This is a genomic window from uncultured Sunxiuqinia sp. (assembly GCF_947495665.1).
GTDB lineage: Bacteria > Bacteroidota > Bacteroidia > Bacteroidales > Prolixibacteraceae > Sunxiuqinia > Sunxiuqinia rutila.
This window is the reverse complement of the sequence record NZ_CANLZV010000017.1, coordinates 75,010-100,833: the sequence shown is the minus strand read 5'-3', so window position 1 is coordinate 100,833 and position 25,824 is coordinate 75,010. Positions and strand designations below refer to the sequence as shown.

23 protein-coding genes are annotated in these 25,824 nt (G+C 44.7%); 10 read left to right on the top strand and 13 right to left on the bottom strand.

From position 1 onward, the window contains the following. Nucleotides 1–116: 116 nt before the first annotated feature. The 4 genes from Q1A18_RS16790 (at nt 117) to Q1A18_RS16775 (ending at nt 4,104) form a co-directional block, all read left to right on the top strand. Nucleotides 117–1,292 carry a hypothetical protein gene (locus Q1A18_RS16790; RefSeq protein ID WP_299583338.1) on the top strand — a complete coding sequence of 392 codons (1,176 nt, stop codon included), beginning with the start codon at nt 117–119 and terminating at the stop codon, nt 1,290–1,292. A gap of 160 nt (nt 1,293–1,452) precedes the next feature. Next, on the top strand, nt 1,453–2,208 hold the full coding sequence (locus Q1A18_RS16785; protein WP_299583335.1) for a hypothetical protein: 756 nt from the start codon (nt 1,453–1,455) through the stop codon (nt 2,206–2,208). A 129-nt stretch (nt 2,209–2,337) separates the two neighbouring features. Next, nucleotides 2,338–2,862 carry a hypothetical protein gene (locus tag Q1A18_RS16780; RefSeq protein ID WP_299583332.1) on the top strand — a complete coding sequence of 175 codons (525 nt, stop codon included), beginning with the start codon at nt 2,338–2,340 and terminating at the stop codon, nt 2,860–2,862. A gap of 63 nt (nt 2,863–2,925) precedes the next feature. After that, entirely contained in the window at nt 2,926–4,104 is a 1,179-nt protein-coding gene (locus Q1A18_RS16775; RefSeq protein ID WP_299583329.1) for a sialidase family protein, read from the top strand. Between the two features lie 54 nt (nt 4,105–4,158). On the opposite strand, the gene xseB is transcribed toward Q1A18_RS16775, so the two are convergent. The 4 genes from xseB to Q1A18_RS16755 all read right to left on the bottom strand — a co-directional run bounded on the left by xseB (nt 4,159) and on the right by Q1A18_RS16755 (nt 8,954). After that, nucleotides 4,159–4,359, bottom strand: coding sequence for an exodeoxyribonuclease VII small subunit (gene xseB, locus Q1A18_RS16770; RefSeq protein WP_299583326.1), 201 nt, complete (start codon nt 4,357–4,359; stop codon nt 4,159–4,161). Between the two features lie 11 nt (nt 4,360–4,370). Beyond that, nucleotides 4,371–5,810 (bottom strand): exodeoxyribonuclease VII large subunit, encoded by a 1,440-nt coding sequence (gene xseA, locus Q1A18_RS16765; protein WP_299583323.1) that lies wholly within the window; start codon nt 5,808–5,810, stop codon nt 4,371–4,373. 57 nt (nt 5,811–5,867) lie between these two features. Then, nucleotides 5,868–6,677 (bottom strand): toxin-antitoxin system YwqK family antitoxin, encoded by an 810-nt coding sequence (locus Q1A18_RS16760; RefSeq protein WP_299583320.1) that lies wholly within the window; start codon nt 6,675–6,677, stop codon nt 5,868–5,870. 66 nt (nt 6,678–6,743) lie between these two features. Beyond that, entirely contained in the window at nt 6,744–8,954 is a 2,211-nt protein-coding gene (locus Q1A18_RS16755; protein WP_299583317.1) for a bifunctional alpha,alpha-trehalose-phosphate synthase (UDP-forming)/trehalose-phosphatase, read from the bottom strand. Nucleotides 8,955–9,245: 291 nt separating this feature from the next. Between Q1A18_RS16755 and Q1A18_RS16750 the strand changes: the two genes are divergently transcribed. Further along, nucleotides 9,246–11,099 (top strand): glycoside hydrolase family 15 protein, encoded by a 1,854-nt coding sequence (locus Q1A18_RS16750; protein WP_299583314.1) that lies wholly within the window; start codon nt 9,246–9,248, stop codon nt 11,097–11,099. A 29-nt stretch (nt 11,100–11,128) separates the two neighbouring features. Here the strand turns inward: Q1A18_RS16750 and Q1A18_RS16745 are convergent, their stop codons facing one another. Then, entirely contained in the window at nt 11,129–11,593 is a 465-nt protein-coding gene (locus Q1A18_RS16745; RefSeq protein ID WP_299583311.1) for a DNA starvation/stationary phase protection protein, read from the bottom strand. 98 nt (nt 11,594–11,691) lie between these two features. Between Q1A18_RS16745 and Q1A18_RS16740 the strand changes: the two genes are divergently transcribed. Then, nucleotides 11,692–12,636, top strand: coding sequence for a hydrogen peroxide-inducible genes activator (locus Q1A18_RS16740; RefSeq protein WP_299583308.1), 945 nt, complete (start codon nt 11,692–11,694; stop codon nt 12,634–12,636). A gap of 58 nt (nt 12,637–12,694) precedes the next feature. On the opposite strand, the gene dnaK is transcribed toward Q1A18_RS16740, so the two are convergent. After that, nucleotides 12,695–14,617, bottom strand: a complete 1,923-nt coding sequence (dnaK, locus tag Q1A18_RS16735; protein WP_299583305.1) for a molecular chaperone DnaK — start codon at nt 14,615–14,617, stop codon at nt 12,695–12,697. A 221-nt stretch (nt 14,618–14,838) separates the two neighbouring features. Between dnaK and Q1A18_RS16730 the strand changes: the two genes are divergently transcribed. Continuing rightward, on the top strand, nt 14,839–15,948 hold the full coding sequence (locus Q1A18_RS16730) for a DUF5009 domain-containing protein (RefSeq protein WP_299583302.1): 1,110 nt from the start codon (nt 14,839–14,841) through the stop codon (nt 15,946–15,948). A gap of 38 nt (nt 15,949–15,986) precedes the next feature. Here the strand turns inward: Q1A18_RS16730 and Q1A18_RS16725 are convergent, their stop codons facing one another. Continuing rightward, nucleotides 15,987–17,339, bottom strand: a complete 1,353-nt coding sequence (locus Q1A18_RS16725) for a hypothetical protein (RefSeq protein ID WP_299583299.1) — start codon at nt 17,337–17,339, stop codon at nt 15,987–15,989. A 180-nt stretch (nt 17,340–17,519) separates the two neighbouring features. Between Q1A18_RS16725 and panB the strand changes: the two genes are divergently transcribed. Together panB and Q1A18_RS16715 are read left to right on the top strand one after the other, a co-directional pair. Next, entirely contained in the window at nt 17,520–18,335 is an 816-nt protein-coding gene (panB, locus tag Q1A18_RS16720; RefSeq protein WP_299583296.1) for a 3-methyl-2-oxobutanoate hydroxymethyltransferase, read from the top strand. A 120-nt stretch (nt 18,336–18,455) separates the two neighbouring features. After that, nucleotides 18,456–19,154, top strand: a complete 699-nt coding sequence (locus tag Q1A18_RS16715) for an RluA family pseudouridine synthase (RefSeq protein ID WP_299583293.1) — start codon at nt 18,456–18,458, stop codon at nt 19,152–19,154. 4 nt (nt 19,155–19,158) lie between these two features. Here the strand turns inward: Q1A18_RS16715 and Q1A18_RS16710 are convergent, their stop codons facing one another. Continuing rightward, the gene (locus Q1A18_RS16710) at nt 19,159–19,650 is read right to left on the bottom strand and encodes a cytidine deaminase (protein ID WP_299583289.1); all 492 of its coding nucleotides are present in this window, start codon (nt 19,648–19,650) and stop codon (nt 19,159–19,161) included. 96 nt (nt 19,651–19,746) lie between these two features. Here Q1A18_RS16710 and Q1A18_RS16705 point away from each other — a divergent pair, with 96 nt between their 5' ends. After that, a complete protein-coding gene (locus tag Q1A18_RS16705; protein ID WP_299583286.1) occupies nt 19,747–20,688 on the top strand; it encodes a glucosaminidase domain-containing protein in 942 nt (313 codons plus the stop codon). A gap of 89 nt (nt 20,689–20,777) precedes the next feature. Here Q1A18_RS16705 and fmt read toward each other — a convergent pair whose 3' ends face one another. From fmt to Q1A18_RS16680, 5 genes are all read right to left on the bottom strand, one after another. Next, nucleotides 20,778–21,740 carry a methionyl-tRNA formyltransferase gene (gene fmt, locus Q1A18_RS16700; protein WP_299583283.1) on the bottom strand — a complete coding sequence of 321 codons (963 nt, stop codon included), beginning with the start codon at nt 21,738–21,740 and terminating at the stop codon, nt 20,778–20,780. A 100-nt stretch (nt 21,741–21,840) separates the two neighbouring features. Then, complete coding sequence (locus Q1A18_RS16695; RefSeq protein ID WP_299583280.1) at nt 21,841–22,062, bottom strand: DUF5522 domain-containing protein; 222 nt, start codon at nt 22,060–22,062, stop codon at nt 21,841–21,843. A 9-nt stretch (nt 22,063–22,071) separates the two neighbouring features. After that, nucleotides 22,072–23,304, bottom strand: coding sequence for a bifunctional 3,4-dihydroxy-2-butanone-4-phosphate synthase/GTP cyclohydrolase II (locus Q1A18_RS16690; RefSeq protein WP_363322900.1), 1,233 nt, complete (start codon nt 23,302–23,304; stop codon nt 22,072–22,074). Nucleotides 23,305–23,363: 59 nt separating this feature from the next. Continuing rightward, on the bottom strand, nt 23,364–24,557 hold the full coding sequence (locus tag Q1A18_RS16685) for a glycosyltransferase family 2 protein (RefSeq protein WP_299583274.1): 1,194 nt from the start codon (nt 24,555–24,557) through the stop codon (nt 23,364–23,366). Continuing rightward, entirely contained in the window at nt 24,550–25,755 is a 1,206-nt protein-coding gene (locus Q1A18_RS16680) for a glycosyltransferase family 4 protein (RefSeq protein ID WP_299583271.1), read from the bottom strand. Before Q1A18_RS16680 ends, Q1A18_RS16685 begins: the two co-directional genes overlap by 8 nt. Between the last annotated feature and the right edge of the window lie 69 nt (nt 25,756–25,824).

Genomic DNA, 25,824 nt, shown 5'->3' with positions numbered 1-25,824 from the left:
AATAGCAAAATAACAATATCAATTATTATTACTAATTTAACAGCATGCCAGAACGATGGATAAAATACTAGAACGTTGTGTGTAAGCTTAAAACGACTAAACACTTAGATTAAACTATGATATCAAAAAAAGAAAAAGGAATTGAATTAATAGAAGAAATTCTGACCGACATAGATAATCCCAAGATTTCATTAATAAGTAGTGTCAATAAATTAAATCGAGCATCAAAACTACTTAATGAAAAAGCAACTTTATTATGGACTGAGATTCAGCTTGGTAATACAACCTACACATTGCCTCTAACAAATTGGCTAAATACTTATTTAGCAAACCAAGAGAATAAAACTAAAGCAAATGAAAAGAAACTTAAAACACTTGATGACGAGTTAAATAAATTGGGAATTGAACTTGGTAAAATTATAGAGGGAGATGAACTTTCTGCTAAAATAAATGAATCGGGAGGCGGTTTCAAGAATATTGGTTTTGTTGAAGAAAGATATGCAGATATAACAAAATTTAAGAAAGGCAACGACGGAACATATTATCAATCAAACTTATTAAACACCCTAACAATTGTAAAATCACTGACTTTCAAAAAGGCAAGTGCCCTGCACTCCAAATACGCATTTGAAAGTTTGCCTCAAACAAATTTTGAGTTCTTAAAAAATAAAGTTGAAGATGTTTTATTTGAACTTGACCCGGAGCTTGCGGAAATGTTAATGCTTGCATTTAAAGCTGTTTCATCTGACAGTGAAGAGGAGTGGTCGCAGGCTCTTACCACATGCAGACGCTTTTTAGAAAAGCTCGCGGATAATTTGTTTCCACCATCAAATGAACTTATTCAAGGAAGAAAACTTAACAAAGAAAATTACATTAATAGAATTTGGGCTTTTATGGATAAATCTATTAAAAGCCAATCAAATAAGGAACTAGCGAAAAGACATGTTGACTTACTAGGTAGCTATATACAAAGCAGTTTTAAAATAACTAACAAAGGAGTCCATACTAAAATAAATCGTACTGAAGCTGTTAAAACCGTTTTCCATATTTACATGGCTTGCGCTGACTTATTGGGGTACTTAAACAAGCAGCAATATGACACTAAACCAAATCTAAATGAGGCTTCTATGGATGAAATTGAGGCATTTGGAGAAGTTTCTCGCAAAATTGCAAAAGAAATTATAAAGTGCAGAGTAAAAGAGGGAAAGCTTACTAAAAAGTTGATAGCTCAAATACCAGGGGTTGGTGAAAAAACAATAAAAAAATTACTTGAAAATATGACTATTGATTAAATGAAAAGCCAACACACAACAAATTGTAAATTGCATTGCGGGGTTGGTGCGGTGTCGTTCGCTGGATTCTCGCAACATCGTTCCGTCCTGCCGGACAGGAGCGAGCTCCGAAATCCGCAACGACAACTTACAAGTGACCATTAACTAAAATCGAAACGTAATGAAAATCAGAATTCTAATGGCCTTATTGTTCGTGCTGCATGTTGGATGCCAAAAGGAGGAGGTAAAAAATACGGAGGCTTCAATTGTAAGCATGCGGTTTGACTTTGGAGAAGTAAGCTTTGAGGATCGTGAAGGCGTTATTAAAGCACCGGCATCGGTGGAGTTGGAAAAACTGATGCCAACGATCGAGCTGTCGGAAGGGGCCGTAGTCTATCCTCCGTCCAAGGCTATGACCGATTTTACCCAGCCTGTGGATTATACGGTTACTTCCGAAGACGGGGAAAATGTCAATTATTATACGGTTTCTGTTTGGCTTCCCATTGTCAAGTTTACGGTTTATGATTGCACCAACTGGTCTATTGAAAACCCGGTTCCGGAATTGGTATCGAATGCAAAAATCTCCATCTTTCAGGATGAATCCGGAGAGAAAGAATTGCTTGAGGTGCTCACAACCGATGACAATGGAGAAGCTTTTTTATATGGTCATGGCGAAATGGAGTATTGGTACTTAGCCCAAAAGGATGAGGCTGTTAACTTAATTGATGGATATATTGTAAACGGGGTCTTTCAAAATCAAGAAGATATTGACAATTATGCCGTGCAACCTCAACCATCGGCGATTGGCGACCTGAAATTTATGGATGCCGATGGCGATGGACGTGTCAATGAGAATGACAAAGTGGATTACAGAAGAATCTGGAATTTGCCAGAAAATGGAATAAAAGCGTTTACCGTTTACATTGCCAAACCTTAAAATGGCTTGCCCGGTGCGTCGAATAGAGTGGGGCGGTGGTACACCAGTCGCAGATTTCTGAACCGGAGCTGACTTAACAAACAATTAAAAAACTCGAACTAAATACCAATAAACGACCAAACTAAAACGATGAAAAGAACAATTCAACTTCTACTGCTTATTTTAATCCTGACGGCTTGTTCGGCTGTAAAACAGGAAAAAGTCACCAGCCAAACGATAACGATTGAGCGTAACAGCCTCTTTAAATCAGAAGACTTTCAAAGTCAGTCAACACTATCGTCAGTTGCTTTAAATGACAAGGACGCAGAGGTGAGAAAAATGGCCGTTAGAAGGTTGACGCTTCAGTCTTCGCTCTCTGCGGTTGCAATGAATGATACAGACAGCGAAGTTCGAAAACTGGCGGTTGAAAAACTGAGCCTCCAGTCGACACTATCCTCGGTGGCATTAAATGATAAGGACGCAGAAGTGAGAGCGTTGGCAGTTCGTAAGTTGACGCTACAGTCCACGCTCTCAGACGTGGCATTGAATGACAGGGACCGGGAGGTTCGAAAGTCAGCCGTTGATAAAGTAACGATTCAATCCACTTTAAAATCAGTAGCCCTCAATGACGAGGATGCTGAAATCAGGAAACTAGCCTTAAAAAGATTGGAGTAAGGAAATAATTGATGCGATTTCCTTTATGCTGATACAGGATAATCAAACTGAAAAATTGAGACTATGCGAATTGTGAATGATACGATGCTATTGCTTGGCGTTTTCTTTTTCTGGAGTTCCTGTCAGCAACTGGAAACGCCGGAACCGGTGCAGGCTCAGGTTTTATGGAGCCAGGCCGACAGCAGTCACAACAACTACCGCATTCCTGCGCTGGTGGTCAGTACGAAACAAACGCTACTGGCCTTTGCCGAGGGACGCGAAAGCGGAGATTCGGGCGATATTGACATCTTATTGCGCCGCTCAACTGACCAAGGGCGCAGCTGGGACGAGCAGCAGGTGGTGTGGGACGATGGCCCCAATACCTGCGGCAACCCGTGTCCGGTAGTTGATCAGACCAGCGGGCGTATTTATCTGTTTATGACCTGGAACCTGGGCAGCGATTCGGAAGACGCTATTATCCGCAAGCAAAGCCAGGATACGCGAATTCCTTATTTCTGCTATTCGGATGATGATGGCCTGAGCTGGTCGGAGCCTGTTTCGCTGGCTGAAAGCGGCAAAGTACCCGACTGGGGCTGGTATGCCACCGGACCGGGAGTGGGGATTCAGCTGCAAGCGGAGCCCTACAAAAACCGGCTGGTTATTCCCTGCAACAACAGCTATACGGTGGAGCAGGAGAGCGAGGCAGTTAAAGGCGCTTATGGCTATGGTGCGCATGTGCTGCTGAGTGATGATGGCGGTCAAAGCTGGCGAATGAGTGAGCTGATCAGTCCGAAAGTGAACGAGAGCCAAGTGGTTGAGCTGGCTGATGGAAGCCTGATGATGAATATGCGTTCGTATCAGGGCAAAGCTTGTCGTGCGGTGTCTTTCAGTCGGGATGGTGGCGAGAGTTGGTCGGAGCCGGAACCTGCACCTCAGTTGGTGGAATCGGTTTGCCAGGGAAGCATTATCCGGCTGGAAGGGCATGCGGAGCGTCCCCTGCTTTTTTCCAATCCGGCTGTTCCGGTTGGCCGCACGCACATGACTGTTCGGTGTAGTTTTGACGAGGCAAAAAGCTGGTCTAATTCAAAATTGGTTTATGCGGGGCCTTCGGCCTATTCGTGTCTGGCAGCTTTGCCGGGTGGTCGTATTGGTCTGTTTTTCGAGGCCGGAGAGCACCATCCGTACGAAAAAATGGTCTTTATTTCTTTTGCTCCGGAAGAGCTTTTCGAGCCCGGTGTTTTACTTGGTGAGCATTTGCCCTAAGCGTTAAGGGCAGAAAAAAAGCGCGTTTAAACTTCGGTCTAAACGCGCTTTCTTTTAATCTTCCATTTCTTTCAGAATGTTCTCTACTTCCTCTTCGGTTTTGTGCAATTTGTCTTTGCACAGTTTAATCAGACTTGAAACCCGTTTGACCTGGGTCGACAGCTGATCAACGTCCAACTCTTCGTTTTCAATTTTTGCCAGAATTTCATCAATCTCATTGACTGCTTCCTGGTAGCTTGGTTTCTTTGTTGCCATTATCTGTTTGTTTATTTTTTGATCAATTTACTTCTTACTTTTCCGTCAGCCAGCTGGGTTACCAGCTCGTCATCCGGCTTCAGTTGCCCAACCGACTTAATTAACTGGCCATTTTGGTAGGTGAGGCTGTAGCCTCGTTTTAGCACCTTCTCCGGATCAACCAGTCGCATTTGTCCTTCAAAATGACGCAGTTTATTGTGCTGAACTTTCAGACTGTTGTGAAGCCTGATTTTCAGTTCCTGCTGTGACTGGTTCAGCAGGTTGCGCTTGATGCGAAACTGACGTTGCATGAAAAAATGCAGGTTGTCCAGTTTGCGATCCAGCTGATGTTTTTGCTCGCTCAGTTGGCTGGTGCCCAGCTTTTCTATTTGGTAGCGGTGTTGTTTCAGCGCTTGTTTTTTGCTTGACAGAAAGGCCGGAACGGCTCGCTCCAGTTTCAGGCTGGTCAGTTCGAAATACTTGCTTTCTTCGCGCACCAGCTCCCGAACATCTTGCTTAAAGTTCTGAAGTACGCGTTGCAGGTATTCTTTTTCGGTCTGTAAGCGCTTTTCAACTTCTTCCACAAACTGCTCTTTTCGTTCATCCAGAAGTTGCTCAAAAGTTGCCGCACCACTAATCAGGAATTCGGCCACCGCGGTGGGGGTTTTCAGTTTGGTGTGTGCCACCAGGTCCACGGCAGTTTCATCCTTGTCGTGTCCAATGCCGGTAAGCACCGGAATGGGCAGCTGGGTGATGTGATAGGCCAATTCATAATGATCGAAACTGGCCAGGTCAACCTGGGCGCCTCCCCCTCGTATGATGACCACCACATCAAAAAAATCTTCGTAGTGAAAAACCTGCTCCAGTGCCTGCATGATGGAGGTGGCTGCCTCTTTCCCTTGCATGATAGCCGGAAACAGCTTGGTGTAAAAACGGATGTCGTACTCGTTGTTGAGCAGCTGGTTCTGAAAATCCTGCAAGCCTGCTGCGGTGGGCGACGAAATGATGGCCACCCGTTGCGGAACGAGTGGAAGGGGCAGTTCCTTGTTCATATCGAGTACTCCGTCGGCTTCCAGTTGCAGAATAATCTCACGGCGCTTGCGTGCCATGTCGCCCATGGTATAGCTGGGGTCAATATCCCGGATGTTGAGGCTCAGCCCGTAAACCGGATGATATTCAACTTTGGCCTGCACCAGCACTTTCAGACCTTCGGAAAACGCTTGTCCGGTGGTGGTTTCAAAATAGGGTTTCAACATGCGGAACGAGTAGCTCCAGATTGTAGCACGGCAGCGGGCAACGACCTCTTTGGTGGCTTCGTCAATTTCCACCAGCTCCAGGTAGCAATGGCCGGTCCGGTTGCTGTTCAGCTCACTGATTTCGGCTTTGATCCACAGCATGCCCGGAAAAGCATCGTCCAGCTGTGCTTTGATCTGCTTGGTCAGTTCCGATAGTGAAAGTTGCGAGATTTCCATCTTGTTTGATTTACGGTGCGCTTGTCCTCGTTTTTAAGTCTTTTGTACTTGCCGGTTTTATTGGCGAAGCATCTTGTTTTTGATCATGTATTGCAAGGGATCATCCATGAACTTCTCCGGATCGAACAGTTTATCTTTGTTTTGTTCCAGTTCCTGAAACTGAATTTGCTGGATGCTGTCCAGAACCTGCGGATTGGTTAAGCTGCCCATGTCGTAGTGTAGGCTGTGCGAAAAAATTCCATCCGGATTCGAATAGTTCCATTGGCCGTGGCGCAGGCCTTTCACATAGAAGGCATCGAGCTCCAGCTGGCCGTTTTCGAAATAAACCTGACAGGCTCCGTCGCGTGTTCCATCCTTCATCATACATTCCATATAGGGTTTGCCGTTTTTGAAGTAAGCGCGGTAGATGCCATTTTTGACATCATCTTTCCAATTGATTTCTTCAAACAGCTCTCCGCTGGGATAGTAGGTTTTTGAGATGCCTTGCTTGCGATTTTGCTCAAACTGCTCTTCTGAAACCAGCTGACCTTGTTGAAAGAAAAGCCATAAGCCGGTTTTCTGTTGATTCAGGTACCGGCCTTTGGCCATTAATTTTCCACGGGTGTCAAACAGTTCAGCCGGAATGGTATCCGTGCCTTGCTCATAAACCAGCCGCGCCTTTAGAAGCCCGTTGGTATGATAGCGTTTGAATTCACCAACAGGCTTATCGTTGACAAAATGCCCCTCGTAGGCCAGGTTGCCATTGGCTTGTTTCTTTTGCCAGAATCCTTGTTTTAGGCCGTCTTGATCTGTTTGGTTGAGCTGTTCTTGCGCATGAGTTGTGTGCAGAGTCAGCACCAACAGAAAGAGGAATAAATATCTGATCATCGTATCTTTTTTTCTGAGGCCCAAAACTATTATTTTTTCCTGAAAAGAAGGAGCCAGGCTAACGGCTTAGTTTTTTCCCAGCTCTTTTAACAGGTTACGCACACTTTTTACGGACTCTACTTTGTAGGCGGCTTCTGTTTTTTTCATGCCCACCTTAATGGTATAAGCCGACTTGGGCAGTTCCCGGAACATGTACTCATCAGTCCAGTCATCGCCCAGGGCAATGATGGAGTCGTATTGGGTGTCGCTGAGAAAACGCATGGCAGCAACGCCTTTGTTGATTCCTCCGGCTTTGACTTCAATCACCTTGTTACCTTCCATGATTTCGAGGTTGTGGTTGGCCGTCATTTCGCGGAGCTCATCTTTCAGCTCATTGGCCCGCAGCTCGCCTTGTTCCGGTTCCGAATTGCGGTAATGCCATACCAGTGAGTAGTTTTTTTCTTCGATGAAGGTTCCGGGTGTCCGATCTACAAAGCTTTCCAGAATGGGGCGAATAGTGGGTTTCCACGAGCTTGAAATATTGTGAAGCATCTGCCAGTCTTCGCCAATCTTTTTCAGCCACACGCCGTGCTCTACAATCAGGTTGACTTTGTGATCACCCAGCCAGCGCTCAAGAGTTTCGCGGTCACGTCCGCTAATGATGGTAACCGTGTTTTTTTCGTTCTTTTCAAGGGCTGTAATGAGTTTATGCAGCTCGGCATCGGGGCTTGCAGCCTGCGGATCGTTTTTGAAATCGACCAGCGTACCATCATAGTCCAGGAAGATTGCCCGCTTTTTGGCTTTTGAAAAGTGCTCGACCAACTCGCGACTAACAGTCGGGGTGATCCGTTTGGCCAGCAGGTTGTGCTGAAGCTTTTCAACCTTTTTCATGCCTTTAATGAATTCGCGCGACCATTTGAACACATCGTAGCGTCGGATCCGGTCTTGCAGGTAGCGCATCCGGCGTTTTTGTTCTTCCATCGACATGGTTAAGGCCTGGTGAATGCTGTCGGCAATTTCGGCTTCGTTGTTCGGGTTGATGATAATGGCTTCGCCCATTTCTTTGACGGCTCCGGCCATTTCGCTAATAATAAGCACACCACTTTGGTTGATGCGGGAAGCAATGTATTCTTTGGCAACCAGGTTCATCCCGTCGCGCACCGGGGTGATCAGGGCCACATCGGAGGTGCTGTAAAGCTCAATGAGGTTTTCGAAAGGCAGCGAACGGTAGAAATACCAAACCGGCGTGTAGTTTACTCCGCCATATTGGCCATTGATGCGTCCAACCAGTTCGTCCACTTCGCTTTTCAAGAGCTTGTATTGTTCCACTTCGTCGCGCGACGGAACCACCAGCATGATGAGTGACACCTTGTTGCGAAATTCCGGGTATTTGATCAGGAATTTTTCGAAAGCATGCAGCCGGTTCGGAATTCCTTTGGTATAGTCGAGCCGGTCAATGGACAAGATCAGCTTCCGATCGGGCGACACCAGGAAGTACTTCTCCAGCTCGCGGTGAAGGTCAGAGCGTTCGCTTAGCGGTTTGTGCGCAATTTCCTTGGCCATGTTTTCAAACTTGTCGTAGTCAATTCCCATGGGGAACGCATCAGCCAAAATAATCCGGTCTTCGAGGTGAATTTCGTTGAACGAGATTTCGTAACCGAGCAAACGTCTGACAGAACTGAAAAAGTGACGCTCATAGTCGTAGGTGTGGAAGCCAATGAGGTCGGCTCCGAGCATGCCTTTAATCAGCTCATTGCGCCAAGGCAGGATGCGGAATACTTCGAATGAAGGGAAAGGAATATGCAGGAAAAAACCGATGGTTACATTGGGCTTGACCGACTTGATCAGCTCCGGAACCAGCAGGAGTTGGTAGTCGTGAATCCAGACAATGTCGCCATCATCAACAACTTCCAGAACTTTTTGCGCAAACTTGTGGTTGACCTTTTTGTAGGCTTCCCAGTAGTCGTGGTTATAGTCAATAAACTGGGCAAAGTAGTGAAACAAAGGCCAGATGACATTGTTGCTAAAGCCTTCGTAGTACAGGTTGATTTCCTCCTTGCTTAAATGCACGGCCAGGCAATCTTCATCAACCAGCTTGTCGTCAATCTCAAGAATTTCGTCTTCGGTTAAATCATCCTTGGCTAGTCCCGGCCATCCAATCCATTTTCCGCCATACTCTTTATAGATTGAACGCATTCCGGTAGCTAAGCCACCAACGCTGGGGGCCAGACTGAATGAATTTTCTTCTTGTTGTATACTTAAGGGTAATCGGTTGGAAACAATATGGATTTTGCTCATAACTAGTTGTATTTTAGCCTATTTGTATTTTGAGTTATTGGGGTGTTTCTCCTTGTACAACACCCTCTTGATTGAATTGTTGATCAAGGAGAGTTTTGCGTTGATCAATTCCGGTAATGTGTTGTTTTCTTTAAATATACTTCATATTGAAAGTTTATTGGTTCATTATTGAAGTTTCAGGGCAATTATTTGTTGTTTTGGACTTCAGTATAACTTGTTTAATTTTCTAAAATTACCAAAAATATAGCGGATTAAAAGTCCCTTGGTTTAAAAGATGTTTAAGATTGGTATATGAAGAATTTGAATTATGGAATAATTGGGAATTGCCGAAGTGCGGCATTGGTGTCGGAAACCGGCGCAATTGACTGGTTGTGTTTGCCACAATTTAACAGTTCGTCGGTGTTTGCCAGCTTGCTGGATGAACAAAAAGGAGGAAGTTTTAAAATTATTCCGGAACACCTGAAGAAGATTACGCAGAGCTATATTCCGCGAACCAATATTTTGAAGACTCGTTTTGAGTGCGAGGATGGCACGTTTGAGGTTCAGGATTTTATGCCTCGATACAAAAATCCGGACAACGGGGGCTATTACATCCCGCCGGATGTGGTTCGCTATTTTAAGTGGATTGAAGGCCAGCCCGAACTGCGTATCAGCTACGAGCCAAAGCTGGAGTATGCCAAGCATGAAACGACGAGTTTCATGGAGCAAGGCTGTTTTAGGAACCTTGAGCACGGCTGCTACATCAAGTCAAACACGAAAGGGGGACCTTATGATTCGCTGTACTTGTATTCCAGCTTCGACTACAATGATATTTTGGCTAGCAATGTCCTTGTGTTGACCAAAGATGAGTTTTGCCTGCTGAGTTACAACCAGAAACTGTTGCCACAAGATACCCGTCGTTCCAAGCTGAAACTGGAACGCACCAAAGTCTATTGGCTGAATTGGGCGGAACGAACCACTGCCTATAAAGTATACAACGAAGAAATTATCCGAAGTGCCTTAACCCTGAAAATGCTCAGCTTTGATAAGAGCGGCGCTATTTTAGCGGCACTAACCACTTCGCTTCCCGAAACCATTGGCGAAGAGCGGAACTGGGATTACCGCTTCTGCTGGATTCGTGACGCCTCGATGGTGGTGAAAATTATGACATCGCTGGGGCACTACCGGATGGCCAAAAAGTACCTGAGCTTCATCCTCGATATTTTGCCCGATAAGGATGAGAAGATGCAGATTATGTATGGCATCAATGGGGAAAAGAAACTGAAAGAAATAGAGCTTTCGCATTTGTCGGGTTATGAAAATTCGACTCCGGTGCGTATTGGTAACGCGGCTTACAAGCAAAAGCAGAACGATATTTACGGAATTCTGCTGGATGTGATTTACCAGCAGTTGGAGATTTATGACATCAGCCTGGAATACAGCGAAGAGCTCTGGACCATTGTCCGGAACATCATTAAGGTGGTGGAAAATAACTGGAAAAAGCCCGATCGGGGTATCTGGGAAATTCGGAACGAAAACAAGCACTTCACCTTTAGCAAGGTTTTGTGTTGGACTGCTGTGGACCGGGCAGTGAAAATTGCCAAGCTGTTGCAGCGGGACATTTATACGGAGAAGTGGACCAAACTTCGGGATAAAATTCATCGGGACATTCATAAGCATGCCTGGTCGGAGAAAAAGCAGGCTTTTACTCAGGCTTATGGCTCCGAAGATTTGGATGCTTCCGTATTGCTGATGGAATCCTATGGGTTCATCAATGCCACCGATCAGAAATATGTGAATACGGTGCTGGCCATTCAGCAAGACCTGGAGCAGGATGGACTGATGTTTCGTTACAAAAACAAGGACGATTTTGGCATTCCGCAGTCGGCCTTTACCATTTGCTCGTTTTGGCTTACCAATGCCTTGTTTAAAATTGGGCGCAAGGAAGAAGCCATCCAGAAGTTTCATCAATTGATGAGCTACTCGAACCATTTGGGGCTTTTTAGCGAAGATCTGGATTTTAAATCCAAACGCATGTTGGGGAACTTCCCGCAAGCCTATTCGCATTTGGCCTTAATTGAAACAGCGATCAATGTGTCCGAGTCACAATTATCGGAAGAAGAACTTTTAATGGATTATATTCACGAAAAAAAGGGACTGTACTAGTCCCTTTTTTTGATTTTTGGTTCTTTCCCTTAGCTGAGGAATGTCTTTAGCATCCAGATTTGTTTTTCGGTTTCTCCAATCATATCGCTGAATAGCGTTGTACTTGCCTCGTCGTCGATTGTTGCAGCTGTATCTTTCAGTGCATTCATCTTTTTGAGCAGAATTTCTGATTGTTGAATGACAAGCTCAACGGCTTTTCGGCCCTCATGTACATCGGTTACCTCCGGAATTTCGGCTACTGCAAGGTATTGACTGAATGCGTGCAACGGCTGTCCTCCTATGGTTAGAATGCGTTCTGCCACTTCATCGGCACGTTCTGAAACCTCATTGTAGTACTCTTCAAATTTGGCATGCAAGACAAAAAACAAGCTGCCTTTAACATTCCAGTGAAAACCTCTAAGGTTTTGATAGTAGATCTGCAGGTCAGCTAAAAATTCGTTCATGTCTTTTACCAATACATCGTTGGATACTTGTGTTTTTTTCAGTGTTTTCATTGTGTCTATTTTTTAGTTTGTTTTCCTTGTTTTTTTATTCTGATTCAAAGATACTATTAGTGATATTTATTAATTTTATACTGCTATAAGAATAGGTTATGAATATCAATCAACTCAAGTATTTTGTGAGCTTGTATCGGCTTCGGAATTTTTCGAAAGCAGCCAGCGAACTTCAGATTAGTCAACCAGCCCTGAGTTTGCAGATTCAGAAGCTGGAGGAGGAGTTTGGCTATCATTTGGTGGAACGCCATGTAAAACCTTTGGGAATTACGCCGGAAGGTGAGTTGTTTTTTGAGAAGGCCGTACAGATTATTCAGATGGTGAATGAGCTGGATCAGTTGAGTCTGGAGCTGGAAGAGGAAATTGAAGGGCAAATCCGGATTGGGATCATTCCAACTTTATCGCCCTATCTGACGCCTTTGGTCATTCAGCAGGCGCAACAACAATACCCAGGGCTGAAAATTGAAATTGTGGAGCTGGTTACCGAGGACATTCTTAAAAAGCTAACCTTTAATGAATTGGATGCCGGTATTGTTTCTACGCCAATCAAGGCCAGCAATGTTGGATTCAAGCCTTTGTTCTATGAGCAATTCTATTTATATGTGGCCGAAAATCATCCGCTGTACTCGCAATCCCGAATAAAGCAGCATGAAGTTCCAGCAGACCAGCTGTGGTACCTGACGGAAGGAAATTGTTTTCAGAATCAGGTGAATTCACTTTGTACCATTCCTGCTTTTGATGCGGTGTCGTACCCGTTTCGGTATGTCTCCAGTTCCATCGAATCGCTAAAACGAATTGTAGAAAGTCAGGGGGGACTGACTTTTATTCCGGAACTGGCTACCTTGAATGTCCCTTCGGAATACGAAGATTTGGTCAAGCGACTGGAAGCACCCGTTCCGTACCGTGAGATTAGTCTGGTTTATTTGAAGTCAACCGGGGAGAAGAAACTGGTTAAGGCTTTTACGGAGGTTATTTTAGACACTATTCCCAAGCGCATGAAAAAGAAACCGTCAGTAACGGCTCCGCTTGATACGAAACTATAGGGCAAAAAAAATCCCCGAAGCTTGTGCTCCGGGGATTTTTATATCATGAGGGTGAAGCTTACTTCACTTCTTCAAAGTCTACATCAGTTACTTCGCCGTCTTGGCCAGCTGACTGCGTATCTCCACCTTGAGCTCCTCCTGCATTCGCATTAGGACCGGCTTGCTCACCGCCTGCCTGGGCCTGTGCGTTATACATTTCCTGAGAAGCTGCCTGGAATACTTGGTTCAACTCAGCTGTTGCTGCGTCAATGGCATCCAAGTCTTCTGCTTTGTGGGCTTCTTTCAGCTTGTTTAAAGCAGCTTCAATCGGACCTTTTTTGTCAGCTGGAAGTTTATCGCCAAACTCTTTCAGTTGTTTTTCAGTTTGGAAGATTAATCCGTCAGCCTGGTTCATCTTGTCTACTTTCTCACGAGCTTTTTGGTCCGCATCAGCATTGGCTTCTGCTTCCGTTTTCATCTTTTGGATTTCATCATCGCTCAAGCCCGAAGATGCTTCAATTCGAATGGATTGTGATTTTCCAGTCGCTTTATCTTTGGCATGAACGTGAAGGATACCGTTGGCATCAATGTCGAATGATACTTCAATTTGAGGTACTCCGCGTGGTGCTGGTGGTATTCCGTCCAGGTGGAACCGTCCGATGGTTTTGTTGCCATTGGCCATTGGGCGCTCGCCTTGCAAAACATGAATCTCAACAGATGGCTGGTTGTCAGCAGCTGTTGTAAATGTTTCTGCTTTTTTGGTTGGAATGGTTGTGTTGGATTCAATCAGTTTGGTCATCACACCACCCATGGTTTCAATACCCAATGAAAGCGGAGTTACGTCAAGAAGCAATACATCTTTAACTTCTCCTGTCAGTACTCCACCCTGAATGGCAGCACCTACAGCAACAACTTCATCAGGATTCACCCCTTTTGAAGGCGCTTTGCCAAAGAACTGCTGTACTTTTTCCTGAATGGCAGGAATACGTGTTGATCCACCAACCAATAGAATTTCATCAATATCGGATGCTGCCAAGCCAGCGTTTTTCAAGGCTTTTTTACAAGGCTCGATTGTGGCATTGATCAGGCTGTCAGCTAATTGTTCGAATTTGGCACGTGTCAGTGTTTTTACCAAGTGTTTTGGCACACCGTCAACCGGCATAATGTAAGGTAGGTTGATTTCTGTTTGTGTTGAACTTGACAACTCAATTTTAGCTTTTTCTGCTGCTTCTTTTAAGCGTTGCAGAGCCATTGGATCTTTGCGAAGGTCAATGCCTTCATTGCTTTTGAAGTCTTCTGCCAGCCAGTCAATCAAAACCTGGTCGAAGTCATCACCTCCAAGGTGAGTGTCACCATCGGTTGATTTTACTTCAAAAACACCGTCACCCAATTCCAGGATAGAGATATCGAACGTACCACCACCCAAGTCAAAAACGGCTACTTTCATGTCACGGTCCATTTTGTCCAAACCGTAAGCCAAAGAGGCAGCTGTAGGCTCGTTGATGATCCGGCGTACTTGCAGACCTGCAATTTCTCCGGCTTCTTTGGTAGCCTGGCGCTGAGCGTCGTTAAAATAAGCAGGAACAGTAATTACTGCTTCTGTTACTTCTTGTCCTAAATAATCTTCAGCTGTTTTCTTCATTTTTTGAAGAACCATTGCTGAAATTTCCTGTGGCGAATATTTACGGTCATCAATCTGTACCCGTGGTGTATTGTTGTCTCCTTTAACTACTTTATAAGGAACGCGTGCCACTTCTTTGCTCAAGTTGTCATAGCCTTCACCCATGAATCGTTTGATGGATGAAATGGTTTTTTCAGGGTTGGTAATGGCCTGACGTTTGGCAGGATCACCAATTTTGCGCTCACCGTTTTCTACAAAAGCAACGGTTGATGGGGTTGTTCTTTTTCCTTCGCTGTTAGGAATAACAACAGGCTCGTTTCCTTCCATTACAGAAACGCATGAGTTTGTTGTTCCTAAGTCAATTCCAATTATTTTTCCCATGGTAATTGTATTTTTATTTTTAATGATTTCAAGTTGAATTTAAAATTCACGATCAAGAGGAATCAATGATTATGCCAAGAGAAAATCTTCTTGTTGAAATGCAATAATGGCACAAAGGATGGCCTGAGAAAAAATCATGCTGACATATTTGGTGACAAAAAGACAGCGGTTGTGCTTTTTTTTCTATTTTAGGCTTCAAATCAATTAAACGTAATTTATCAATGAAATCAAACGCGATCAGAACGGGTAAGAAAGAGCGACTGCTTTCGCTTGATGCCCTGAGGGGATTTGACATGTTTTGGATTACCGGCGGAAGCATGTTAGCTGTTTTTTTTGCAGAAGTAACCGGTTTTGACTGGTTGTCGAACCAAATGCATCATGTTGAGTGGGCTGGCCTGCGCATGTATGATTTAATTTTCCCCTTGTTCATGTTTATTTCGGGGGTGGCCATTCCGTATGCCCTGATTTCGAAACTTGAAAAAAATGTTCCTCAAAAAACATTACTGGCCAAAGTCACCAAGCGTATGGTTACTTTGGTTGTGCTTGGAGTTATTTACAATGGTGCCTTGCAGGGCAACCTGACCAATATTCGTTTTGCCAGTGTATTGGGACAAATCGGTCTGGCTTATTTTTTCGCAGCCGTTATTGTTATTTATACCAAATCATTTGCAAGCCGTTTGTATTGGCTGGCGGGTATGCTGGTGGGCTATGCCTTCATTCAGCTTTTTGTTCCTGTTCCGGGATTTGGTGCCGGGGTGCTAACACCGGAAGGATGTATCAATGGGTATATTGATCGTTTGTTTCTTCCCGGACGTTTGCATGGAAAGGTATTTGATCCTGAAGGCTTATTGTGCATTATTTCGGCTGCCGGCATCACCTTGATGGGCTCAGTGGCTGGTCACTTTTTACGTGAGCAAAGCCGGACACCATGGCAGAAAATTACGATCCTTTCCGGTATTGGTGCAGGCTTGCTTGTACTGGGACTGGCTTTACATCCGGTTTACCCAATTATTAAATCGGCATGGACTACTTCTTTTAACCTGGCAGCAGGTGGAATCAGCTTTTTGCTGATGGCCTTTTTCTACCTGATTATCGATGTGCTGAAATGGCGAAAATGGTCTTTCTACTTCCGAGTCATTGGAATGAACTCCATTTTTGTGTATTTATTTGTTCGGTTTATTGATGTGTCAACATTAACCGGCTTCTTGTTTGGTTGGTCGCCTGAGCTTTTGGGAGACTTTGGCCAGCTGATTTGGATTGTTGGTTATCTGGGAATTATCTGGTCGGTGTTGTATTACATGTATCGCAAGCAAATTTTCTTACGAGTATAAACAACAAAGGGCTGCAACTAGCAGCCCTTTGTTGTTATTTAGAAGATGGCATAGCTAAAGCCAAGGTTAAGGGAAAGTCGAATGCTGTTATCCTGGGTAAGATTGGATGTGCGCATGGGTTTGTCGGAGTAATAAGCCTGAAGCTGGCCGTTAATTTGAAGCTGTGGTGATACGTAGTAAGAAATGCCACTATTCAGAACCAAAGTATTTTTCCAATATTTCTGCTCCTCCTCAGTCGCAGAATACTTCGGTTCTTCAATTCCATAATATCCTACCCCAAACCTGGCAATTGTTCTGAAATTGGGGGTGTAATTCCATCCAATGGAGGCAGAGAGATTGAGTGTATTGGATGGATAGCCCAAGTCCTCATCGCTTAGCCGTATTTTCTCGGATAAGTTTAGGTTGAAGATTCGATCCCAATAAAGATTGATGGGCCGTACACAGCGATAATTTAATTGTGCGATTAACAGTGTGAGGTCATTTTCCCATTGATCAGTGTCATTGTTTTTTTGCATGTTGTGCGAGTAGTGGGGACTTACAGTTGCTGTCAGCTTTCTTCCGGCATAGCGATCAGGAACAGAAGCAAAACTCCAGTAATCATTCATGGTCGTAAAGTAGGAGATTGTACTTTCGGTAACCAGGTCTTGTTTGCGAAGCAAAGAGTCCAGTGCTTCCAGTTCGGCAATTTTGCGAATGCGATAGTCAAAAAAGCGCTTGTTTTTAAGCTTGGTGGCTGTTTGGGCAAATTCTAAAATATCATCATCGGTTAACTCTCGGTTGAGCAGTCCATCTTTTTCAAGCGACTGTAAAATGTAATACGACTGCCAATAGTCACTGATGGGTTCGATACGCCCATAACCTCCACCCAGCCCCAGCTGTAAGACGTAATTGTTGTTTGTGGTCTTATTGGTATTTGAATTGGAAGTCAGCTTATCTTTATGGGTGCTATAGAAAATGGATGGAGCTACCGTTAAAAAGAATTTGTCTTCCTGTAGGTAGTAGTCCTGATTTCCGCTAAACTGAAGGTGTAGCTGCGCATCGGTTGACTTCGTTGTATTGGGGCCTTCTTTATCCTTTTTGGATTGGTAGTTGGGCGTGAGTGTGGCCGAAATGAACGTGACTTTCTTTCGCGAGTTAAAATTAAACTGATATTGCAATTCAGCTGCTGTGTGGAATTGGGATTTTTCAAAATCCACGGCATCCAGCCAAAGGTTTCCGGAGGCTTCCTGTTGTTCAAAAGTAGAACGACTTCCTGATAAACTGAAGGTGCTGGTTAATTCGTGACGTTTGTATTCGGGTGTTTTGTACCTGGAAAGATCAAAATTCTTATCCTGTGCAGGGAGTGTAAACGTAGCAAGCAGGAACAGGCTTAGTAACAGGCTTGTTTTCATGGAGTTATTTTTAGTGTTTCGCTTAAAAATAAAAAATGTTTTTAATATAAAAAATGTTAATAGTTACTGTTTGGCTTGCAGGATACCTTATCTGAGAAATCAGTCTGGATAGGTTTTTTACAAAGCTTAAAAGCAACTTATAAATTTGTACTTTTGTAGTTTAATAGAATTTGAAAAGTTATGTCAGTACATAAAGAAGTTAAACGAGTAACAACTCATGTCCTTTCAGAAATGAAATTGAAAGGTGAAAAAATATCCATGCTGACCAGCTATGATTATAGTATGGCCAAGCTGGTGGATGAAGCCGGCATTGATGTCATTTTGGTGGGTGATTCAGCCTCTAATGTGATGTCGGGAAATGAAACGACGCTTCCGATTACTTTGGACCAAATGATTTACCACGGAACCTCGGTTGTGAAAGCTGCCAACCGTGCGTTGGTTGTTGTTGACCTGCCTTTTGGAACCTATCAGGGTAACAGCAAGGAAGCTTTAAGTTCGGCTATTCGAATTATGAAAGAAACGGCTGCTGATGCCGTGAAGCTGGAAGGCGGTCGCGAAGTTATTGAGTCGGTGACTCGTATTTTATCGGCTGGCATCCCAGTTATGGGGCACTTGGGCTTAATGCCACAGTCTATTCATAAGTACGGTACTTATACGGTGCGTGCCAAGCAAGAAGAAGAAGCCGAAAAACTGATTGAAGATGCCAAGTTGTTGGAAGAAGCCGGCTGTTTCGCTATCGTGCTGGAAAAAATTCCGGCTGCGTTGGGAACAAAGGTTGCTGAATCCGTTAAGATCCCGATCATCGGAATTGGTGCTGGTAGCGGTGTAGATGGTCAGGTGCTGGTGATTCACGATATGTTGGGAATTACCCAGGAATTTTCGCCACGTTTCTTGCGTCGTTATCACAACTTGGCAACCGAGATAAAAGGTGCCGTTGGCAGTTATATTGAAGATGTTAAATCGGTCAATTTCCCGAATGAGCGGGAACAATATTAAGCGGAGTATTGGAAGACAATAGTCCGTGAAAGGGGCTGCAAGCAAATGGTAGCGTTTGTTTGCAGCCCCACAAGTATCAAACTATAGCAACTCTTTTTTCAGTTATTTAATTCCCAAATCATGCAAGTTATCTACGAAGACAACCACATTATTGCAGTCAATAAAGCCTGTGGCGAAATTGTGCAAGGCGATAAGACCGGAGATGAAACATTGATTGATCAGGTGAAAGCCTACATCAAGAAAAAGTACAACAAGCCCGGTGATGTTTTCCTGGGGTCGCCTCACCGGCTGGACCGCCCAACCAGTGGTGTGGTTTTGTTTGCGCGAACCAGTAAAGCGTTAACCCGGCTGAGTGACATGTTTCAGGATAAAGAAGCCATTAAGAAAACTTACTGGGCGGTAGTAGACGTGTTGCCTGAGGAGATGGAAGACACGCTTGAGCATTATCTTTGGAAAGATGAAGGCAAAAATAAAAGTTATGCCTCAGCTACTCCAAAGCCTAAGAAAGGCGCTCGTTTTTGCAGCCTGAGTTATAAGCATCGGGCCAGTCTGAATCGTTTTCACTTGCTGGAAGTTGACTTGCAAACCGGTCGTCATCATCAGATTCGGGTGCAGTTGGCCAAAATTGGATGCCACATTAAAGGCGATTTGAAATACGGAGCTGCCCGAAGCAACCAAAATGGAGGAATTCATTTGCATGCCCGCAAATTGGAATTCATTCACCCGGTAAGTAAGAAGGCATTGAAGATTGTGGCTCAGCCGCCTAAGGGAGATCCGATTTGGAACGAGTTGATTCAAATTAAAGAATTACAGGATTAGCCTGTCAGACAATCGACTTCAGCGAATTGCCATTAAAGCTTAAGGGCAACAAGCCATTGACATTGTCAAGCACTTCGATTTTGTTGGAACTATCCAGGATAATTCGCATGGGTTTTTTAAACCGGTGCTGGCTTTCCAGCATCACTTGCCGGCAGGCTCCGCAGGGGCTGACATTGGCAGCTGGCTGGCCGTTTTGGTCAATGGCCGTAACAACAAGGGTTTCAATAGCCAAACCCGGGTAGTTTCCATTGGCCCAAAAAATGGCGGCCCGTTCGGCGCAGGTTCCCAGTGGGCTGGATGCATTCTCCTGATTGTTTCCTGTTACAATTGTTCCATCTTCAAGACGAAGCGAACTGCCAACAAGGTAGTTGGAGTAGGGGGCATAAGCCTGCAAAGCCGAAGCGCGTGCCTGCAGGATCAATTCCTGATCTGAAGTCGACAATTCTTCCAGTTTTTCAAACTCGGAGATACTAATTATAATTTCTTTCGTTTTCATAGGGAGGCTTTGTTCAAAATTACATTTTTTTGTTTAGTTATGCCAATGCTTTAAAAACAGCCTGCTTTTTTTATTTTTGCTAAAAATCTTTGGTTTATGATCCGAAAAGTTTTGTTCAGTATTTGTTTCTTGTTGGTTGCTTTGGTTGGTTTTAGCCAGCGCAAGTACACCCGGGAAGAGTACATTGAGAAATATGCCGAACTGGCCGTCAGTGAAATGATGCGAAGTGGAATTCCGGCAAGTATTACCTTAGCACAAGCTTGTTTGGAATCAGGTAATGGAAACTCCATGCTGAGTGTGAAAAGTAACAACCATTTTGGTATCAAATGTAAGAGTAGTTGGAGTGGGAAACGGGTTTATCACGATGATGATGAAAAGGGAGAATGCTTTCGGCGCTATAACTCGGTTGAAGAATCCTTTCTGGATCATTCCGATTTTCTGATGCTGAATCCGCGTTATGCATCGCTGTTTAAGCTTAAAATTACAGATTATAAAGGGTGGGCCAGAGGATTGAAAAAGGCCGGTTATGCTACCAATCCACATTATGCCAATCATTTGATTCGAATTATTGAAGATCACAAACTTTACCTTTACGATGAAGGTTTAAAGAAATCGCAAATTGCCAGAATCCGACACCGTCATCGGCCGGCTGATGGAAAAAATCTTATAAATCCTTATCAAACCCGCAAGGTGGTTATGCGCAACGGATTGAAATCCATTGTGGTAAAAGAAGGGGATACTTTTCAGCGCATAGCCCAGGAATTTGGCATGAAAGAATGGGAGGTTTATACCTACAACGATTATCCCAGAGGGCATAAGCCTCAGGTAAATGAAATCTTGTACATTGAACCCAAACAACGCAAAGCAGCCAAAAAGCATCGGACGCATCGTTTTGAAGCAGATGATACGATGCACTTCATTGCGCAACGCTATGGGGTCAAACTGAAACGGCTCTATCGGTTGAATCGTCTGAAGCCCGGCGAGCGGCCTGAGACAGGAGCAACGGTTTATTTGCGAAGCAAAAAGCCTAAAAATTAATTGAACGATTATAGCCCGTGGTGTATTTCTTTAGGGCAAGTACACAAAAAAAGATAGTCTTTAATCCAGGACTATCTTTTTTTGGGCTTTTAATTTGTTTTAAGCTTGTTGATGCCGTGGTAGCCGCGCAAAAAATCTTCTGTTTTCATCCGCTTTTTACCCGAAAGTTGAAGGTCGGTAATGTGAAGCCAGCTATCGGCTGATGCAATTTTTAAGTATGTTTTTTCATCCGACTCAATGGTTCCCGGAATAAGCTTGTCTGCTTTTTCCAGCTCTGCAAAGAAAATTTTCAAGGTTAGTGGTTGGCCTTTTTCATCGAGCAGTTCGGTCCATGCGGCCGGATAGGGGGATAGTCCGCGAATCAAGTTGCGGATTTGCTCACCTTCTTGGGACCAGTTGATGCGACAATCCTCTTTAAAAATTTTAGGGGCAGGCTTTAGTTTTGTGGTTTGAATTTTATCCTGTGCGATGGCACTGTAATTTCCTTCGCCCAAAGCATCCACGGTTTTCACCACCAGTTGAGCTCCAATGCCCATTAAGCGGTCGTGAATATCGCCTACGGTATCGTTTTCCTGAATCGGTGTTTTTTCATGAAAAAGAATGGCTCCGGTGTCAATTTCATGGGACAACAGGAAGGTGGTGACTCCGGTTTCCTTTTCACCATTAATAACTGCCCAGTTTAAAGGGGCGGCCCCACGGTATTGCGGCAGCAACGAACCATGCAGGTTAAACGTTCCCAGGCGCGGCATGCGCCATACAACTTCCGGCAACATCCGAAAAGCCACAACAACTTGCAAATCGGCTTTCAGGCTTTCCAATTCTTCAATGAAGGCCGGATTTTTGAGTTTTTCGGGTTGTAAAAGGCGCAAGCCTTTTTCTGAAGCATACTTCTTTACGGCTGATTCCTGGAGTCTCCGCCCTCTGCCTGCAGGTTTATCCGGGGCAGTAATGACACCAACAACCTGGTAGCCATTTTCAACTAAAGCCGCTAAGCTGGCAACAGCAAAATCGGGGGTTCCCATAAAAACGATGCGTAAATCTTTTCCGGTCATATGTTTTCTGATTTTGTACAAAGATACCTTTTAAGCCGAAGAAATTCCAAGTTCCAGCGGCAGTTTTCAGGCATGAAAAAAGCCGGCTGTAAGCAGCCGGCTAGTATTTATATTTTCGAGCCACATCGGGCCTGAGTTTGCGATTTCCCTTTTGGGCTTTGGGATCGTAAGGGCAATGCCGGCATCCGTTGGCACAACAATAGCCCCTTTTTACCAGGAAGCTTTCCGTCATTACCCGATAGCCTTCTTTGCTCAGGTAATAATCTTCTCCTTCCACGCTGTCGTCATATCCGTCGGAAAACAGGTGATCAAACATTCCCATGGCGGCTGGCTAGTCGTATTTAAACTTTTGCAGGTAATGGCCCATGCGGTCGCGTTTGGTTTTCAGGTACCGCTGGTTGTACTCGTTTGGAGCAACTTCAACCGGAATGGTTTCGGTAACCGTTAGACCGTACCCTTCAATTCCAACCCGTTTGACAGGATTGTTGGTTAACAGCTTCATTTTGTGAACGCCAACTTTACGCAGGATTTGTGCACCAACCCCGTAGTCGCGTTCGTCAGCCTGAAATCCCAAATGAATATTCGCATCAATGGTGTCTAAGCCTTCATCCTGAAGTTTGTAAGCTGCAATTTTATTCATCAGTCCAATGCCACGACCTTCTTGCATCATATAAACAATGACTCCTTTTCCGGCTTTTTCAATCATCTCCATCGATTTATGCAGCTGCTCGCCACATTCGCATCGCATGGATCCGAAGATATCGCCAGTCATGCAGGAAGAATGCATTCGTACCAGGATCTCCTCGTTTTCTTCCCAGCTTCCTTTAATTAAGGCCACATGCTCTGCTCCGTTTGATTTTTGGCGGAAAGGAATAATCCGGAAATCGCCGTATTTAGTTGGCATGCTTACTTCTTCTCCCTGATCAATCAGGCTTTCTGTTTTTAGCAGGTAAGCAATGAGGTCTTCAATCGAAATAATTTTAAGATCGAATTTTTGAGCCACTTCCATCAATTCGGGCAGGCGGGCCATGGTTCCATCTTCGTTCATAATTTCAACCAGCACGCCGGCAGGTTTCAATCCGGCTAAACGAGCCAGGTCAACGGCTGCTTCGGTGTGTCCGGTACGACGAAGAACACCACGATCTTTTGCTTTTAGCGGGAAAATATGTCCCGGGCGTCCGAGTTCTTCCGGATCGGTATCTTCGTTGGCCAGGGCTTGTATGGTTTTGGCGCGGTCGCTGGCCGAAATGCCTGTAGTGCATCCGTGCCCAATTAAATCAACCGATACGGTAAAAGGGGTTTGATGCGATGAGGTATTTTTGCCCACCATGAGTTCCAGTTCCAGTTCTTCACATCGGCTTTCAGTCAGTGGCACGCAAATTAATCCCCGGCCATGGGTGGCCATAAAGTTCACTTTTTCAGGAGTAATCAGTTCTGCTGCAGCAATAAAGTCCCCTTCGTTCTCACGATCTTCATCGTCAATAACGATGATCAGATCACCTTTCCTGATGGCCTCAATAGCCTCCGGTATCGTATTTAATTTGAACTCGCTCATTATAATTATCTGGTTTTCAAAATGCAGGTGCAAAATTAAGGAAAAATATCGGTTTATAGATGATAAAATTACACCTTCGAACGTTTTGCCTTTTCCCAAAGGGGAGATTGCCTGCCCCTGAAATAGCGAATGATGCCCAGAATGGACGCCAGATTCATGGCAACAAAGTAGTAAGGGATAAATAGGGCTTTATGGTGAATTCGCCGGTTTTCAAGCAAAAAGCCGACCAAGGCCAAGAGGTAGAGAATGGCTTGAGTACAAAAGAATAAGACGTAGAAGTTGATGCCGGAGTTATATGGACTTTCGGATAAAATTAAAAAATTGATAAAAAAGAGCAGGAAAAGGGCAAAGGGAGCTATGGTCCAGCGCAAAACCTTGTGCGAGAAATACTGAAAGCTCAACCAGCCAAAGCGAAAGGGATTGAGCAGTTGAGGAAACCGGAAAAGGGATTGAATGCCCCCGGCCGCAATTCTTGTTTTGCGTTTTAGTTCTTCTTTGACGCTGGCTGAGGCGGTTTCCAGCGCATAAGCTTCCGAGGTATACGCCACTTTATAACCTTGGGCTGCAATACGAATTGAAATCATAAAATCATCAAGCAGGGTGTCATTGGGCAGCTTGTGGTAAAGTGAAGTGCGAATAGCAAAAAGCTCACCGGCCGCACCTACCGTTGAGTTGAACCGGGCATCCATTTGCTTGATGAAAGACTCTAGTTTCCAGTAGAAGCCTTCGCCAGAGGCTGCCGCATTGTCCTGTTCTTTTTCGCAAATGCGTTTTTCCCCTGCTACACAGCCGACTTGGGGATCCTGAAATGCACGCACGATTTTGCGAATGGCTTCCTGGTTGAGCAGGGTATTGCTGTCGGAAAAGATAACAAAGGGCGCTTTGACAAACTGCATCCCCCGGTTCATGGCATGTATCTTTCCCCGTCTTTCCGGCAGGTGCTCCACCTGAATTTCAGGATAATTTTTTAGCTGCTCTTTTGTTCCGTCATTGGAGCCGTCGGTTAACCACAGATACTGAATTTTTTCTTTGGGATAATTGAGCTTGAGGGAGTTTTGCACTTTAAGGTCGACCATGTCTGCCTCGTTGTACGCTGTTACGAACAGGCAAATTTCGGGCCAGGTCTTGGGAGGCGGCTCCTGAGTTTTAGCCGACTTTCGAAAGCTCTGCTTCAGGGTTGCCAGCACCCAGATTACAAGGGCATAGCCAATGTAGGTGTACGCCACAATGAAAAGTGCGGTCCAAAAGAGAATGTTAGCCATGAAGGTGTTGCTTGTAAAAGTCGGTTAAAGACTCGGCAATGGCTAAGTTATCAAATTTTTCGTGAATAAAGTCGATGGCATTTTTACACAGCTGATCGTAATCGCTTCGGTTGACGATAAGCTGACTGATGGCCTCAATAAACTCATTGGCATCGTTGACTAGCAAGAGGTGTTTGCCTTTTTCCACGGCTATTCCTTCAGCACCAATGGTGGTTGACACAATGGCTTTACCCAGGGCGAGCCCCTCAATCACTTTCACACGCATGCCGCTTCCCGACAGCAAGGGAACCACCATAATTGCTTTGGAATTCATAAATGCATAAGCATCTTCAACTTCACCCAGAAAAACAACATTCTTGCGGTTCAGTTTTGCTTGCAGCCATTCTGGAGCATTTCGCCCGGCAACATAGAATTTGAGGGTGGGATATTTCTTTCGAAGCTTTTTCCAGGCATGCTTCATAAACCACAGCAAACCTTCCTGGTTGGGTGCCCAGTCCAGGGCTCCAAGGTGAAAAAGAGACGGGTATTCCAGCTGGCCGGCTTTAGGAACCAGGGTGGCCAGGTCAATTCCTGTCTGTGTCGTGTGTTTGGGTTTGGTATTGCCCAGTTTATCCAAAAAATCACCATCCCGATCGGTTATCGGAACCAGTAAATCATATTTGTTTAATTGGTTGCGCTCAAACTGTTTAATACGCTGGGCTAGTATTTTCAGGTAAATGCGTTTGATCCCGGGGGTTACCATTGCCGTACGCTCCCATATTTCGTGCTCTACATTATGAGCCCGGTAGGCAATCAGTGCCTTGGAATGCTCACGGATGGTTGGGATGTAAGAACAAAGATAAAGTCCTTCAAGCTGAACCAGATCGAACTCATTGTTTTTAAGAATTCGGACTAACTGCCTGTTGAAGTCAGCTTCGATAAAACGTGTTGCCTGGTAGGGGAGCTTTGAAAAAAGTAAATTGGAAACAGCACCGAACAGGGTGATTTTTGCCGGCACATTGGCCAGTTCAAAATGCATCTTCTCTTTCAGGTCATCCGGAATTTCGTCCAGCTGGGTCTGATGCTTGCGGGTGTTCATGGCCAGCACATGAACATCGTGACCTAAAAGCGAAAATCCTTTTGCCATCGTAAGCATGGCAATTGCGCCCCCATCCTTGGGCGGCCATGGGCTTTTATGACATAACTGAAGTATTCTCATGCCTTCACGAGCTTGCTGGGTGTTCGGGGCATTCTTTTTTGAATGATCGGGCTTGTATGGTTTTGTTCG

What these genes read in the sequence shown, in the direction of transcription:
- Q1A18_RS16725 (WP_299583299.1), bottom strand. Translation starts at nt 17,339, where the DNA reads ATGAAAACAAGCCTGTTACTAAGCCTGTTCCTGCTTGCTACGTTTACA.
- Q1A18_RS16730 (WP_299583302.1), top strand. Translation starts at nt 14,839, where the DNA reads ATGAAATCAAACGCGATCAGAACGGGTAAGAAAGAGCGACTGCTTTCG.
- Q1A18_RS16750 (WP_299583314.1), top strand. Translation starts at nt 9,246, where the DNA reads ATGAAGAATTTGAATTATGGAATAATTGGGAATTGCCGAAGTGCGGCA.
- Q1A18_RS16715 (WP_299583293.1), top strand. Translation starts at nt 18,456, where the DNA reads ATGCAAGTTATCTACGAAGACAACCACATTATTGCAGTCAATAAAGCC.
- dnaK (WP_299583305.1), bottom strand. Translation starts at nt 14,617, where the DNA reads ATGGGAAAAATAATTGGAATTGACTTAGGAACAACAAACTCATGCGTT.
- Q1A18_RS16710 (WP_299583289.1), bottom strand. Translation starts at nt 19,650, where the DNA reads ATGAAAACGAAAGAAATTATAATTAGTATCTCCGAGTTTGAAAAACTG.
- xseA (WP_299583323.1), bottom strand. Translation starts at nt 5,810, where the DNA reads ATGGAAATCTCGCAACTTTCACTATCGGAACTGACCAAGCAGATCAAA.
- fmt (WP_299583283.1), bottom strand. Translation starts at nt 21,740, where the DNA reads ATGACCGGAAAAGATTTACGCATCGTTTTTATGGGAACCCCCGATTTT.
- Q1A18_RS16780 (WP_299583332.1), top strand. Translation starts at nt 2,338, where the DNA reads ATGAAAAGAACAATTCAACTTCTACTGCTTATTTTAATCCTGACGGCT.
- Q1A18_RS16695 (WP_299583280.1), bottom strand. Translation starts at nt 22,062, where the DNA reads ATGGGAATGTTTGATCACCTGTTTTCCGACGGATATGACGACAGCGTG.
- Q1A18_RS16745 (WP_299583311.1), bottom strand. Translation starts at nt 11,593, where the DNA reads ATGAAAACACTGAAAAAAACACAAGTATCCAACGATGTATTGGTAAAA.
- Q1A18_RS16740 (WP_299583308.1), top strand. Translation starts at nt 11,692, where the DNA reads ATGAATATCAATCAACTCAAGTATTTTGTGAGCTTGTATCGGCTTCGG.
- Q1A18_RS16760 (WP_299583320.1), bottom strand. Translation starts at nt 6,677, where the DNA reads ATGATCAGATATTTATTCCTCTTTCTGTTGGTGCTGACTCTGCACACA.
- Q1A18_RS16775 (WP_299583329.1), top strand. Translation starts at nt 2,926, where the DNA reads ATGCGAATTGTGAATGATACGATGCTATTGCTTGGCGTTTTCTTTTTC.
- Q1A18_RS16785 (WP_299583335.1), top strand. Translation starts at nt 1,453, where the DNA reads ATGAAAATCAGAATTCTAATGGCCTTATTGTTCGTGCTGCATGTTGGA.
- Q1A18_RS16755 (WP_299583317.1), bottom strand. Translation starts at nt 8,954, where the DNA reads ATGAGCAAAATCCATATTGTTTCCAACCGATTACCCTTAAGTATACAA.
- xseB (WP_299583326.1), bottom strand. Translation starts at nt 4,359, where the DNA reads ATGGCAACAAAGAAACCAAGCTACCAGGAAGCAGTCAATGAGATTGAT.
- Q1A18_RS16685 (WP_299583274.1), bottom strand. Translation starts at nt 24,557, where the DNA reads ATGGCTAACATTCTCTTTTGGACCGCACTTTTCATTGTGGCGTACACC.
- panB (WP_299583296.1), top strand. Translation starts at nt 17,520, where the DNA reads ATGTCAGTACATAAAGAAGTTAAACGAGTAACAACTCATGTCCTTTCA.
- Q1A18_RS16790 (WP_299583338.1), top strand. Translation starts at nt 117, where the DNA reads ATGATATCAAAAAAAGAAAAAGGAATTGAATTAATAGAAGAAATTCTG.
- Q1A18_RS16705 (WP_299583286.1), top strand. Translation starts at nt 19,747, where the DNA reads ATGATCCGAAAAGTTTTGTTCAGTATTTGTTTCTTGTTGGTTGCTTTG.
- Q1A18_RS16680 (WP_299583271.1), bottom strand. Translation starts at nt 25,755, where the DNA reads ATGAGAATACTTCAGTTATGTCATAAAAGCCCATGGCCGCCCAAGGAT.